Here is a 14,988-nt window from a genome sequence, read left to right on the forward strand (position 1 = left end):
CCTCTGTACCTATCCTTATTGGGGTTAGCGAAGAAGTAAAAACAGATTGTCTTTACCACGCATAACACTCATGGCGATAACCGGAGGTTTGGTCGCTAAAATCTTACTCATCGCATCGAGAGAATCAACCCGTTGGCGGTTAATGGCCGTGATGACGTCCCCAGCGTGCAAACCGATTTGCTGAGCAGGGCTAGACGGGGTAACGCTGTCTACTTTGACGCCTTTCGCTTTACTCAGTGTCGTTCCATCGCTGAACGCTGCACCTTGTAAAGCTGGGAGATCAATGGTGGTAGGGACGACTTCGGGGGCACTTTGCTCTAAAGTGACTTCGGCATTGATCGATTTACCGTCGCGCAATAAGGTCAACATGACTTTATCGCCTGGCGCGCTGGTACCGACTTTCACGCGAAGCTCGGCGAAACTGGTGATAGGTTTACCGTTTAAGCCAGTAATGATGTCGCCAGCCTTGATCCCCGCTTTTGCTGCGGCAGAATTCGGTAATACTTCTGCAACGAATGCTCCACGCTGCACGTCGACATGGAAAGCTTTCGCCATATCAGAGGACATCTCAGTGCCTTTCAGACCAAGCTGGCCGCGAGTAATTTTACCGTTCTTAATCAGCTGATGGGCAAGGTTCATCGCCATATTGGAGGGGATAGCGAAGCCGATACCAATATTTCCGCCACTGGCGGCTAAAATAGCGGTATTGATCCCCACCAATTCACCTCTCAGGTTGACTAAGGCACCGCCCGAGTTCCCGCGGTTAATCGCTGCATCGGTTTGAATAAAGTTCTCTAACCCTTCAATATTTAAGCCGCTGCGGCCTAGCGCAGAGATGATGCCAGAGGTGGCTGTCTGCCCTAGCCCGTAAGGATTACCGATAGCAACCGCGAAATCACCGACTTGTAAGGTATCGGAATCCGCAATATTAATTTGGACTAAATTTTTCGCATTCTTAACTTGGATAAGGGCGATGTCTGTTTGGCTATCATGACCAACCAGTTTCGCAGGGTATTCATTCCCATCGCCTAGCTGAACCGTTATTTTATCTGCACCGTTAACCACATGGTTGTTGGTAAGAATGTAACCGTTTTTAGCGTCAATGATGACACCTGACCCTAACCCTTGAAACGGCGTTGGCTGTTGCGGTTGCGGAGCCTGGCCAAGAAAGCGTTTTAACGGTTCAGGAAGTTGCTGATCTTGACTTTCCGTCGTCGTTCCGCTGACTTTTACGCTGACGACAGAAGGCAGCGTTTTAGCAAGCATTGGCGCAAGCGAAGGTAAAGGTTGATCACCCACTTGAGCAGGTAGCGTCGCATACGAAGCAGGTAAATAGGCCATACCCAAACTCATACTTAGCGCTATTGCTAGCGCCAAGGGTGTACGATTTTTTTTCATCATTGACCCTCAACGATTATTTTTCGGTGTTAGAACTTCTTAATAAGCCTGATGATTTTTCAGAATAATCCCGGGGCATTTCAGCTAATCCATTCTCAGATTCAGCATCTTTTGCACTCTGTTGCCAGATGAACGGATTACTCTGTGCCGCTTGCTCAGGCAGCAGCTCTTTAGTCGTGCTCGACATATGTTGATAAAGCTCTTGATAATTTTGTGACATATTTTCAAGCAGTTCAGCGCTGCGAACAAAGTGACCATTTAGTTCTTGTTTTAACTCTTTGAGTTCATCTTTGGTTTTTTCTAATTCGTACTGCAGCGCGTGTTGATCACGCAGTTTACGGCTACCAAAACGTGTGATAACAACCCCAACGATTACGCCGACAATTAATCCGATAAGCCCATATTCCCAGGTCATAATGACTCCCATAATATCCGTTGTTCTAAGGGGAAGACGATAAGCAATTACTCATTTTAAGTAAGATGCTAGTCGAAAATAGTTTCCCTCACTATACCTGTTAATGCTCAGGATGTGGAATCCTGAGTTAACCTGGCGTACTGTATAGCGGTTTTCAATGTTGTGTTTGTCGTCTTCGACTATCTTAACGGTACCCACTATGCAAACCATTTCTCCACTGACACGTTACCTACAAGCACTTGAACAAGGCGATTATCAGCCTGACGATGTACAAAAAGCCGCGGTAACGGAGCTTGATAAGATCCAAAAAGCGTTAATCGCCCGTCAGCAAACGACCACTACCTCGACGGATAAAAAAGGACTTTTAGGTCGCTTTTCAAAAATTTTCCAGCGCAGTGAGAGCAGCGAACAACCGGTTCAAGGCTTGTATATGTGGGGCGGAGTAGGGCGCGGCAAAACCTGGATTATGGATATGTTTTACCAATCCGTTCCAGGCGACCGTAAGTTACGGTTACATTTCCACCGTTTTATGTTGCGGGTCCATGAGGAATTGAGCCAACTTCAAGGGCATAGCGATCCACTCCTTATTATTGCCGAACGCTTTCGTGAGCAGACTGATCTGCTCTGTTTTGATGAGTTTTTTGTTTCAGATATCACCGACGCGATGCTACTGGGTACGTTAATGGAAGCACTGTTTCAGCGAGGGATCACCTTGGTGGCGACCTCGAATATCCCCCCTGATCACCTTTATCGCAATGGATTACAGCGAGCGCGCTTCTTACCCGCGATTGAGCAAATAAAAACACATTGCCAAGTGATGCATGTTGATGCCGGGGTAGATTACCGTTTACGCGCCCTGACAGCGGCTCACCTTTGGAAATCGCCGCTCAACGACGAGACGCATGCGGCCATTAGCGCATTATTTAAAAATCTATCAGGCACTGATTTCGTGCAGGCCCCTTCGCCGGTATTGGAGATCAATCACCGGGCGATGAAGACGGAACACGTAGCAGAGGGTGTTCTCGCGATTCGTTTTAGCGTGTTGTGTGGTGAAAACCGTAGTCAACATGACTATATCGCGCTTTCTCAGCAGTTTCATACGGTACTATTGCTCGATGTCCCACCCTTAACCAGCCAGACTGAAGACCATGCGCGTCGATTTCTTGCAATGGTAGATGAATTCTACGAAAGACATGTTAAACTTGTCGTTTCTGCGGAAGTGGCGTTGGAAGCTATCTATCAAGGTAATCAATTGAAATTTGAATACCAACGTTGCTTATCTCGTCTTCAGGAGATGCAAAGCGAAGAGTATTTGCGTCTTCCTCATTTGCCGTAAGGCAGAAATATTCGTGGAGTTGCGAATTAATGATAAAAGAGGTCGATTTTTGATGTCGACTTCTTTATAATCTTGCGACCCCACGTTACAACAAATGGTTTTATTCCCAAAAACCTTTGTGTTCCGGTAGTTCTATCCGAAGGGGTAGGCTTACTGGCAAAATGGTCGTGTGAGCCTCAACCGTTAATAGCGTTTGGGATTTCACCAACGTGTAACTTATATTTGGGTAAGCTTTTAGATGAAAACTTTTACAGCTAAACCAGAAACCGTCAAACGCGACTGGTATGTTGTTGACGCAACTGACAAAACCTTAGGTCGTTTAGCGACTGAACTGGCTCGTCGTCTGCGTGGTAAACATAAAGCGGAATACACTCCGCACGTAGATACTGGTGATTACATCATCGTTCTTAACGCTGACAAAGTTGCTGTAACAGGTAACAAACGTAGCGACAAGATCTACTATCGCCACACTGGTCACATCGGTGGTATCAAGCAAGCGACCTTTGAAGAAATGATTGCTCGTGCTCCTGAGCGTGTCATTGAAACCGCGGTAAAAGGCATGCTGCCGAAAGGCCCTCTGGGCCGTGCAATGTTCCGTAAACTGAAAGTTTACGCGGGCAACGAGCACAACCATGCGGCACAGCAACCGCAAGTTCTGGACATTTAATCGGGATCAATGGCAATGGCTGAAACTCAAAACTACGGCACAGGTCGCCGCAAAAGCTCTTCCGCACGCGTCTTTATCAAGCCGGGTAGCGGAAACATCGTAATCAACCAACGCTCTTTAGAGCAATATTTCGGTCGTGAGACTGCACGCATGGTCGTGCGTCAACCTCTGGAACTGGTTGATTTGATTGGTAAATTAGATCTGTACATCACTGTTAAAGGTGGTGGTATTTCTGGTCAAGCAGGAGCGATCCGTCACGGTATCACTCGCGCTCTGATGGAATATGACGAATCTCTGCGTTCTGAACTACGTAAAGCGGGCTTTGTTACTCGTGATGCGCGTGAAGTTGAACGTAAGAAAGTCGGTCTGCGTAAAGCACGTCGTCGTCCACAGTTCTCTAAGCGTTAATTCATGGCTGCTCTGCAGCGATGTCTTTTCGAAAAAACCCGCTCCGGCGGGTTTTTTATTGCCGATAAGCGGGCGCTGAGCATGTCATCACGCTTACCCGTTTAGCGACAATTGTTACTTTTTCCTCTCAAAAACTCTTCAAGTAACCAGAATTCGCAGCAAAATCGAAAGGTTGCCCACAAAGGCTTCAATTTCTGGTAAACTATCGCGCAGTTTATGGTCTATTATCTGCCATCGGTCATTGAGATGGTTAATCGCAGCTCTTATAAGTATATGTGGAGGTTTTCATGGCTGTCGCTGCCAACAAACGTTCGGTAATGACACTGTTTTCTGGACCCACTGATATCTATAGCCATCAGGTACGTATTGTACTGGCTGAGAAAGGTGTGAGTGTAGAAATTGAACAGGTGGATAAGTCAAATCTTCCACAAGACTTGATCGATCTAAATCCGTATTGCACTGTTCCAACCTTAGTGGATCGTGAGCTGACGTTATATCAATCACAAATCATTATGGAATATTTGGACGAGCGTTTTCCGCATCCGCCATTAATGCCAGTCTATCCCGTTGCACGCGGTGAAAGCCGCTTGATGATGCATCGTATTGAGCAAGATTGGTATAGCCTGCTGTTCAAGATTGAACAGGGTTCAAATGAAGAAGCGGATGATGCGCGTAAACAATTACGTGAGCAGTTATTAGCAATCGCACCATTATTCGCACGCACGCCTTACTTCTTGAGCGAAGAATTCAGCTTGGTCGATTGTTATCTTGCTCCACTGCTATGGCGTTTACCTTCTTTAGGCGTTGATTTATCTGGAGCTGGCTCTAAAGATCTTAAAGGCTATATGAATCGTGTCTTTGAACGTGATTCGTTCCTCGCTTCTCTTACAGAAGTTGAGCGTGAAATGCGTCTCTAATCGAGGCTTATACTTATGGATATGACAAATTTAACGGCACGTCGTCCGTATCTACTGCGGGCATTCTATGATTGGTTGTTAGATAACGAGCTAACGCCACATCTGGTGGTTGATATTAATCTTCCTGGTGTGGAAGTGCCTTTGGAATTTGCACGTGATGGACAAATTGTCCTTAACATTGCTCCGCGTGCCGTGGGGAACTTGGAACTGGGCAATGAGTTCGTCAGTTTCAATGCGCGCTTTGGGGGCGTTCCGCGTCAAGTATTCGTCCCTCTCGCTGCCGTTATGGCACTTTATGCCCGTGAAAATGGTGCTGGCACCACGTTCGAACCTGAGCCGCAGTATGATGATGTTGAGGCGAATGTCGACATCGAGGTGACTCATGAGCCTAAAATGTCATTAATAGATGGCGATGGTGAGACTGAGCATACCGATGGCGATGATGATACCCCTCCTCCTAAAGGTGGTCGCCCAGCGTTACGTGTCGTAAAATAATATTGGCTAAAAAAAAGAGCGCTATCAGCGCTCTTTTTCATTTTCTACACTTCAAGATAATCGAGAATACCTTCTGCCGCTTTTCTGCCTTCCGCTATCGCGGTCACGACGAGGTCAGATCCTCTTACCGCATCACCGCCTGCAAAGATCTTGGGGTGACTAGTTTGGAATGCAATGTCAGCCGTTTCAGGTGCCACAATTCGTCCGGTCGCATCAAATTCAACGTTGAACTCATCGAGCCAAGGCATGCTGTGTGGACGGAACCCAAAAGCAAGAATCACTGCATCGGCTGCGATAACATGCTCTGATCCTGCTACAGGTTGAGCTTGTTGGCGACCGGCGGCATCAGCGGGGCCCATCTCGGTCCTAACCATTTTAACAGCAATCACTTTCCCGCTGCCGTCGATCTCGACGCCTAATGGTTGTAGGTTAAATTGGAAATCGACGCCTTCTTCGCGTGCATTTTTCACTTCCCGACGTGAACCAGGCATGTTGACCTCATCGCGACGATACGCACAAATGACGTTGGTCGCACCTTGACGAATCGAGGTTCTGACACAGTCCATTGCGGTATCACCCCCACCGAGTACCACAACGCGCTTCGCGTTCATATCTAAGTAAGGTTGCTCAGCCAGCGCATCGAAACCCATGGTTTTGCGGGTATTCGCGATAAGGAAAGGTAAGGCGTCGTAAACACCTTCTGCATCTTCATTGCTGAGTCCACCTCGCATTGATTGATAGGTGCCAACCCCTAAGAAGACGGAGTCATACTCATCAACCAGGCTTTGCATCGTAATATCTTGGCCAACCTCGACGTTTAACCGGAACTCAATCCCCATCCCTTCGAACAGTTCCCGACGTTTGATCATCACGTCTTTTTCAAGTTTGAAAGAAGGGATACCAAAGGTTAAAAGCCCGCCAATCTCTGGGTGGCGATCAAAGACGGTCACGCTCACACCATTACGTGTCAGTACGTCGGCACAGGCAAGCCCGGCAGGACCGGCACCAATGACTGCAACACGTTTATTTACTGACTTAACGTGCGACATGTCTGGGCGCCAACCCATTTCCATTGCTTTATCGTTGATGTAGCGTTCGATGTTGCCAATGGTCACGGCACCGAAATCATTATTTAGCGTACAAGAACCTTCACAGAGACGATCCTGTGGGCAAACACGGCCACAGACCTCGGGCAGGCTGTTGGTCTGATGTGAGAGTTCTGCCGCTTCGATGATCCGCCCTTCATTGGCTAACTTTAACCAGTTTGGAATGTAGTTATGTACCGGACATTTCCATTCACAATAGGGGTTACCACAATCTAAGCAGCGGTCGGCTTGCGCCTTGACTTGCCCTTCAGAGAAGGGCTCGTAGATTTCAACAAATTCTATTTTACGAAGTTGCAGCGGTTTCTTTGGAGGATCAACGCGCTGTAAGTCAATAAATTGATACACATTTTGGCTCATTGTCGCTCCTTACTGCGCCTGTACTCGTAATTCTGCCGCTGACCGGCTGCGGTGTCCTAGCAGTGCTTTCACATCGCTCGATTTGGGTTTGATCAGCATAAATTTCTCTGACCAGTTCGACCATTGTGCAAGGATCTCTTCACCACGACTGGATTGTGTATATTGCACGTGCTCGGTGATTAAGCCTCGCAGATGCTCTTCATGAATAGGCAGGGTGGCGACGTCTAAGACCTCGACCAACTCGCTGTTGACACGTTTACGGAATTCGCCGTCCTCATCAAGAACGTACGCAAAGCCACCGGTCATGCCCGCACCGAAATTGACGCCAGTACGACCGATCACGCACACCACGCCTCCTGTCATGTACTCACAGCCATTGTCGCCAATTCCCTCGACAACCGTAATAGCACCGGAGTTACGTACCGCAAAACGTTCACCTGCACGGCCCGCTGCAAACAGTTTGCCGCCTGTCGCACCATATAAGCAGGTGTTCCCCGCAATGGTGGCTTCGTGGCTACGGAAGGCTGAGCCGATAGGTGGGCGAATCGCCAAGAGGCCGCCAGCCATCCCTTTTCCAACATAGTCATTGGCATCACCCGTCAGGATCATTTCAAGTCCTCCGGCATTCCAGACACCGAAGCTTTGTCCTGCTGTACCGGTTAAATGAACCTGAACAGGATCACTTGCCAGTCCTTGGTCACCGTAACGTTGAGCGATCGCACCGGATAAGGTTGCGCCAATTGAGCGGTCAGTATTTTTGACATCAAAGTAAAAATGTTTGCTCTGTTTTGTCTCAATGTAGGGCAGTGCCTGTTCCAATAGCGCCTTATTCAGCGTTCCCTTATCGAAAGGCGGGTTCGATTCCGTACAATACAATGCCTTGCCTGCAACCGGGGTTGCTGTCTCGAGTAACGGACCTAGATTCAGCTTTTGCTGTTTTGCCGTGAAACCTTCCAATGCGGTCAATAGATCTGTTCGCCCTATCAAGTCGGTTAGGCGACTTACACCTAAAGAAGCCATGATTTCACGTGTCTCACGGGCAATGAATTCAAAGTAGTTTGTCACTTTGAAAGGAAGACCGTGATAGTGGTTCTTACGTAATTTCTCATCTTGTGTTGCAACGCCTGTCGCACAGTTATTAAGGTGACAAATACGCAGGTATTTACAGCCCAAAGCGACCATTGGGCCCGTACCGAAACCGAAGCTTTCTGCACCAAGAATGGCAGCCTTGATGATATCGAGGCCGGTTTTTAATCCACCATCAATCTGTAAACGGATTTTGTGACGTAGTCCGTTAGCAACCAACGCTTGTTGTGTTTCCACTAAGCCTAGTTCCCAAGGACAACCGGCATACTTCACTGAGGTCAGCGGGCTTGCCCCCGTGCCGCCATCGTACCCTGCAACGGTAATTAAATCGGCGTAGGCTTTTGCAACCCCGGTCGCGATGGTTCCTACGCCTGGCTCTGATACCAGCTTGACGGAAATCATCGCCTTAGGGTTAACTTGCTTGAGGTCAAAAATAAGCTGCGCCAAATCCTCAATCGAATAGATGTCGTGGTGTGGCGGAGGTGAGATCAAGGTAACACCCGGAACAGAATAGCGTAACCGTGCAATATAAGGCGTGACTTTATCGCCCGGTAATTGACCGCCTTCACCTGGCTTAGCCCCTTGTGCAACCTTAATCTGAATCACATCAGCGTTAACTAAGTAGGCGGGTGTCACACCGAAACGTCCCGAAGCCACTTGCTTAATCCGCGACACCTTATTCGTGCCGTAGCGCGCGGGATCCTCTCCCCCTTCACCGGAGTTCGAGAAACCACCGATGCTGTTCATCGCTTCAGCCAGCGCTTCGTGGGCCTCTGGGCTCAGTGCGCCAATCGACATTGCAGCGGTATCGAAGCGTTTGAAGAGTTCGGTTGCCGGTTCAACTTCATCAATATTGATGACTTTTTCGCTTGGTTTCAGCGCCAGTAAATCGCGTAACGTCGCCACAGGGCGGTTATTCACATGTTGGGCGTAGTTGAGATAATCCGCATAGTCACCACTTTCTACCGCACGCTGCAAGCTGTTAACAATATCCGGATTATAAGCGTGATATTCGCCGCCATGGACATACTTCAATAATCCACCTTGATCGAGAGGCTTACGGGCTAACCATGCACGTTTAGACAGATTCACGAGGTCTTGTTCGAAGTCGCTAAAATTCGCACCGCCGATACGGCTGGTCACGTTTTGGAAGCAAAGCTTAGTAATATCAGTATGCAGTCCCACGGCTTCAAATAGCTTCGAACAACGGTAGGAGGCAACCGTTGAAATTCCCATTTTCGACATAATTTTGTACAAGCCTTTGTTGATACCGTTACGGTAATTCAACATTGCTTTACGATAATCATGATCGATGATGCCACAGTCCGCCATTTTCGCTAAGGTTTCATAGGCTAACCAGGGATAGATCGCGGTTGCGCCAAAGCCCAGGAGAACAGCAAAATGATGTGGGTCGCGGGCCGAAGCCGTTTCAACAATAATATTGGCATCACAGCGAAGACTTTTCTCTACGAGACGCGCTTGTACCGCACCGACGATCATTGGCGCCGGGACGGGGAGCCTTTCTGCCGTAATATGCCTATCTGACAGGACGAGTAATACGGTGCCGCTGCGAACCCTTTCCTCTGCTTGGTCGTTTAAGCGATAGATAGCGGCTTCTAACGTCTCTTCAGCCGGATTAAAGGTACAATCGATCGTATCAGCACGGTAGTACTGAGTGTCTAATTGCGTCAGCTGTGAGAAATCTGAATAGAGTAAGATGGGTGACTTGAAACTTACACGGTGTGCTTGTCCTTCTGCCTCGCAGAACACGTTCATCTCTTGTCCGATACAGGTGGCCAACGACATTACATGATTTTCACGTAAGGGGTCGATAGGTGGGTTAGTCACCTGCGCGAATTGCTGGCGGAAGTAGTCATAAATAATACGTGGACGACTGCTCAGTACGGCAAAGGGAGTATCGTCACCCATTGATCCGACAGCTTCTTGTCCATTTTCACCCAGCACACGAATGACGGTATCCAACTCTTCACTGCTGTAGCCGAACTGTTTTTGCCATGTGGCGAGCTGCGTATCATCAAGCTGACGTTTCCCCACTTGGTCTTCAGGAAGCTCTTCAAAAGGAACCAAGCGTTTAACGTTTTTCTCCATCCACGTTTTGTAAGGATGGCGACTTTTCAGGTCATTATCGGTTTCTGCTGAGTGGAGGATACGGCCATTACGGGTATCAATCACCATTAACTCGCCTGGACCAACCCGGCCTTTCTCGACCACTTCATCGGGTTGATAATCCCAAATACCGACTTCGGAGGCGCAGGTGATTAACTTATCCTTAGTGATTACGTAGCGTGCCGGACGCAACCCGTTACGATCAAGGTTACAGGCAGCATAGCGACCATCTGACATCACAATCCCCGCCGGTCCATCCCAAGGCTCCATATGCATAGAGTTGAAATCGAAGAAGGCACGTAAATCGGGGTCCATATCGGGGTTATTCTGCCAGGCTGGCGGAACCAGTAAACGCATGGCACGGACCAAGTCCATCCCGCCGTTTAAGAATAGCTCTAGCATATTATCCATTGAACTTGAATCTGAGCCGGTTTCATTCACAAACGGAGCAATAGTCTGCAGATCAGGGATCAATGGCGTATTAAATTTGTAAGCACGGGCTCTTGCCCACTGGCGGTTACCCGCAATGGTATTAATTTCACCGTTATGGGCCATATAACGAAAAGGCTGAGCCAGCGGCCAGCGTGGAACGGTATTGGTCGAGAAACGTTGGTGAAACAGACAGATAGAGGATTCTAAGCGCAAGTCAGCCAAATCGAGATAGAATCTCGGTAAGTCGGCAGGCATGCATAAGCCTTTATAGATGTTAACTTGATTAGAGAAGCTACAAATATAGAATTCAGTGTCACCTAACGCCTCGACACGTTTTTCGATACGACGGCGTGCCATATATAGGCGACGTTCCATATCACGTGGACGCCAACCCGCAGGAGCATTAATAAAAAGTTGCTCAATAACGGGGAGGGACGATAGAGCGACTTCGCCGAGTACATCGCGATTGATCGGCACTTCGCGCCAACCGACGACAGAGAGCGTTTCACGTAAGACTTCTTCTTCGATGATTTTACGCGAAATCGCCGCTTTTTCAGGATCGTTATTCAGGAACAGCATCCCAACGCTGTAGTTACGCGCCAGGCCCCACCCTTGCGTTTCCGCAATATATCTAAAGAAGCGATCGGGTTTTTGCAGCAAGAGTCCGCAACCATCACCCGTTTTGCCATCCGCAAGAATTGCGCCACGGTGTTGCATACGTGCGAGACCATGGATTGCCGTTCTGACAACTTTATGGCTGGGTTCACCCTCTATATGGGCAATAAGTCCGAAGCCACAGTTATCCTTCTCAAAGGATTTATCATACAACATTGAGTCAACCTCCACGGGCTCTGCGGCCCTTTTCTTCCAGCACTTTCTACAGGTAACGCTGCATGGGCTAGGGTAATGGTTAGGAGCGTAAATTCGCGTTAGCGCCTGTGACCTTGGCGGACCAAGATGATGATGTCAGCAGGGAACGTTTAATTACTGAAAAATTAAGCGGGGATACTGCCTTCCGCACAGATAGCTACCAGTTGAATTCCAACTTATCGGGAATTATGACCGAGGTCAAATTGGTAAGGTAACAAATGTTTCATTGCTGATTTTATTGTATCATCATGATTATATTTGTTTTTTATCTTATTTTTATTCGTTTGCATTGTTATGGTGCAGTCGTTTTATGTGAGCTGTATCACTATGGTGCAGCCCGATTTCAAGCGTTGGATTCTGTTAGAGGGAGTAATGACAGTGATATATATCGTCTAGGTAGTGATAAATGAATTTTTTAACTATTTTTATCAATACAATTTTTTTTATTTTTCTCCTTGCACGAATTGCGCGGTGGAGTAAAAAAAGATGAATGTAAATTCAAATGATTAGCATTTAAATCCATGTGCTAATCTTCTGCTTACCGCTTTATTTTTACGCTATCATGTTCACTTCTCGACGATGGAGTGATTATGAAACATATCCGCCTACTAGCGCAGTATTACGTTGATTTAATGGTCAAACTTGGCCTCGTTCGCTTTTCCCTTCTCCTGGCGTCTGCGTTAGTGGTATTGGCGATGATCGTGCAAATGGCGGTAACGCTTCTGCTACACGGTCATGTCGAATCGATTGATGTCGTGCGCTCCATATTCTTTGGGTTATTGATCACCCCTTGGGCTGTCTATTTTCTGTCCGTAGTCGTTGATCAACTTGAAGAGTCTCGTCAGCGCTTGGCGAGGTTAGTCGATAAATTAGAAGAGATGCGTGACCGTGACTTACAGCTTAATCAACAGATGCAACAAACCATTACGCAGCTCAACCAAGAAATTGCTGAGCGCTGCAATGCTGAGCAAGCACGTGAACGAGCGATCCTTAAACTCGAAGAAGAGATGGAAGGGCGGATCAAGGCGCAAACTGAGTTGGAGCAGCAATCCTCATTTCTGCGATCTTTTTTAGATGCCTCACCAGACCTGGTATTTTACCGCAATATCGATCGCCAATTTTCTGGGTGCAACCGTGCATTAGAGCTGTTAACCGGAAAAAGCGAACAGCAGCTTGTGGGGTTAACACCACAAGATGTCTACGAGGCGGAAGCGGCGGAGAAAATCCTCGCCACCGATGAAAAGGTTTTTCGCCACAATATCGCACTCACCTATGAGCAATGGTTACATTACCCTGATGGTAAAAAAGCCTGCTTTGAGGTGCGTAAGGTGCCTTACTACGACCGTATAGGGAAGCGTAATGGCTTGATGGGCTTTGGCCGAGACATTACTGAGCGTAAGCGTTACCAAGAAGCGTTAGAAAATGCGAGTCGTGATAAAACGACCTTCATCTCGACCATCAGCCATGAGCTGCGCACTCCCTTGAATGGCATTGTTGGATTAAGTCGGATCCTGTTAGATACTCAATTAGACTCTGAGCAGTTGAATTACTTAAAAACCATCCATGTTTCTGCCATTACTTTAGGGAATATTTTTAACGACGTTATCGAGATGGACAAAATCGAACGTCAGAATATTAAACTGGATCGCCAATCGACCAATTTTACAGATTTTATCGCTGATCTTGAAAATCTGACTGGGCTATTGGTCCAACCCAAAGGACTGCTATTCTCGATGCAGGCTGATGCCCCACTACCGCAAACCGTCCTGACGGATGGGACGCGTCTTCGCCAAATTTTATGGAATTTGATCAGCAATGCGGTCAAGTTCACAAAAGAAGGGGAAATCTCCATCCATGTCAGTTATCAGTCACAACATCTTACGTTTGCGGTTCAAGACTCGGGTATAGGTATCCCACAGTCTGAACAGGACAAAATCTTTGCCATGTATTATCAAGTAGAAGATGAGCACGGTGGTAAACCTGCAACCGGAACCGGGATAGGCCTGGCTGTGTCGGCTCGTATCGCCGAAGCCATGGGAGGGAGTCTCAGTGTGGAGAGTGAACCTCATCACGGAGCATGCTTTACGCTCGATGTCTGTGCCCCTGAGGTGGTTACCGAAGCTTCCGAGACGCAGGAGGAAGAAGAGTGGCTCCTACCGGCTTTGCATATATTACTTGTCGAGGATATTGAGCTAAATGTTGTGGTCGCCCGCTCAGTGCTTGAAAACTTAGGCTGTTCGATCGATGTTGCAATGACCGGACAAGAGGCGTTAGATCTGTTCGAGCCTGATGAGTTTGATATGGTGTTACTTGATATTCAATTACCGGATATGACGGGATTAGACGTCGCAAGAGCATTAAAAGAACGCTTTACTGCACAACAGCTTCCTCCCTTAGTTGCGTTGACCGCGAATGTGTTAAAGAACAAGAGCGAGTATCTCAACGCTGGACTCGATGGGGTATTAAGCAAGCCCCTTTCGGTTCCCGCCTTAACGGCAACCATTAAACAGTTTTGGGATCCTCAAGCGACAGAGGCTGCGGACCTCATCGTGCCGCTAACGCCTGACCATTCGGGTAGGCTGGATACCGAAATGCTAGAGCAGTATTTGAGTTTAGTCGGACCTTCGCTCATTCACGATGGACTCACTATGTTCGAGAAAATGATGCCGGGCTATCTTGAGGCGCTGGATTCGAATATGTTAGCACGAGACCAAACCGAGATTGCTGAGCAGGGACATAAGATTAAGGGAGCGGCAGGAGCTATCGGTCTTAAACATCTGCAAAAGATTGCTCAACAGATACAGTCACCTGAATTACCGGCATGGTGGGACAATGTTCAAGATTGGGTAGACGAGCTACATAGCACTTGGCAGAACGATATTGCTGTGTTGAAAGAGTGGGTGAGTAGAAAGTCGTAGAGAAAAATTACCCCGGATAAACCGGGGTGCGCGAAGATTGCGCCAACACCAGGGAAACTGAACCGAATAGCGAAAAAAATCATTCTTTTTTTGAGAGTAATCGCGTTGCTATTCAGTGGTATTGGGTACTGCCACTACTGTAACAAATAAATGGTACCGATTTCTAGAAGACATTAGCATAAGTAATGCATTTAATATCAAAGCGACCAAAAAAACGCCGATAACGCCTGTTAAGTTGATACTCAAGCCTTGCTAATGCCTAATAACCTTATACTATCAAGGGATATACAGGGTAGGCAACCATTTTCCCAAAAGATTAGCTTATTTTTATCGGGGTAGACCTTTTAATCTTCAGTAAATGATGGGTTTTGCTAATGCTTTAGGAGATTAAAAGGTTAAATTACTAAAATACAGTTTAATCTTCCTCATCTATGCGACCGATGAGTAATCGCTAAA

At 47.5% G+C, this 14,988-nt stretch carries 10 protein-coding genes; 6 read left to right on the top strand and 4 right to left on the bottom strand.

Annotated elements, in window-relative coordinates; all coding sequences use genetic code 11:
* Window positions 1-24: 24 nt before the first annotated feature.
* Together BMX14_RS00330 and zapG are read right to left on the bottom strand one after the other, a co-directional pair.
* The gene (locus BMX14_RS00330) at window positions 25-1,398 is read right to left on the bottom strand and encodes a Do family serine endopeptidase (protein WP_092671107.1); all 1,374 of its coding nucleotides are present in this window, start codon (window positions 1,396-1,398) and stop codon (window positions 25-27) included.
* A 16-nt stretch (window positions 1,399-1,414) separates the two neighbouring features.
* A complete protein-coding gene (gene zapG / locus BMX14_RS00335; protein WP_092671110.1) occupies window positions 1,415-1,813 on the bottom strand; it encodes a Z-ring associated protein ZapG in 399 nt (132 codons plus the stop codon).
* Between the two features lie 199 nt (window positions 1,814-2,012).
* On the opposite strand from zapG, the gene zapE reads away from it, so the two are divergent.
* From zapE to sspB, 5 genes are all read left to right on the top strand, one after another.
* Window positions 2,013-3,149 carry a cell division protein ZapE gene (gene zapE, locus BMX14_RS00340; protein WP_092671113.1) on the top strand — a complete coding sequence of 379 codons (1,137 nt, stop codon included), beginning with the start codon at window positions 2,013-2,015 and terminating at the stop codon, window positions 3,147-3,149.
* Window positions 3,150-3,387: 238 nt separating this feature from the next.
* On the top strand, window positions 3,388-3,816 hold the full coding sequence (gene rplM, locus BMX14_RS00345; protein ID WP_048911351.1) for a 50S ribosomal protein L13: 429 nt from the start codon (window positions 3,388-3,390) through the stop codon (window positions 3,814-3,816).
* A 15-nt stretch (window positions 3,817-3,831) separates the two neighbouring features.
* Complete coding sequence (rpsI, locus tag BMX14_RS00350; RefSeq protein ID WP_048911352.1) at window positions 3,832-4,224, top strand: 30S ribosomal protein S9; 393 nt, start codon at window positions 3,832-3,834, stop codon at window positions 4,222-4,224.
* Window positions 4,225-4,511: 287 nt separating this feature from the next.
* Window positions 4,512-5,141 (top strand): stringent starvation protein SspA, encoded by a 630-nt coding sequence (gene sspA / locus BMX14_RS00355; RefSeq protein ID WP_092671116.1) that lies wholly within the window; start codon window positions 4,512-4,514, stop codon window positions 5,139-5,141.
* A 15-nt stretch (window positions 5,142-5,156) separates the two neighbouring features.
* Window positions 5,157-5,636: a ClpXP protease specificity-enhancing factor gene (gene sspB, locus BMX14_RS00360; RefSeq protein ID WP_092671119.1), complete on the top strand. Its 480-nt coding sequence runs from the start codon at window positions 5,157-5,159 to the stop codon at window positions 5,634-5,636.
* 44 nt (window positions 5,637-5,680) lie between these two features.
* Here the strand turns inward: sspB and BMX14_RS00365 are convergent, their stop codons facing one another.
* On the bottom strand, window positions 5,681-7,099 hold the full coding sequence (locus BMX14_RS00365; RefSeq protein ID WP_092671122.1) for an FAD-dependent oxidoreductase: 1,419 nt from the start codon (window positions 7,097-7,099) through the stop codon (window positions 5,681-5,683).
* Between the two features lie 9 nt (window positions 7,100-7,108).
* Entirely contained in the window at window positions 7,109-11,575 is a 4,467-nt protein-coding gene (gene gltB, locus BMX14_RS00370) for a glutamate synthase large subunit (RefSeq protein WP_092671125.1), read from the bottom strand.
* A gap of 629 nt (window positions 11,576-12,204) precedes the next feature.
* Between gltB and arcB the strand changes: the two genes are divergently transcribed.
* On the top strand, window positions 12,205-14,532 hold the full coding sequence (gene arcB, locus BMX14_RS00375) for an aerobic respiration two-component sensor histidine kinase ArcB (protein WP_092671128.1): 2,328 nt from the start codon (window positions 12,205-12,207) through the stop codon (window positions 14,530-14,532).
* The last annotated feature ends 456 nt before the right edge of the window (window positions 14,533-14,988 follow it).

Source organism: Rosenbergiella nectarea, assembly GCF_900111105.1.
Taxonomy (GTDB): Bacteria; Pseudomonadota; Gammaproteobacteria; order Enterobacterales; family Enterobacteriaceae; genus Rosenbergiella; species Rosenbergiella nectarea.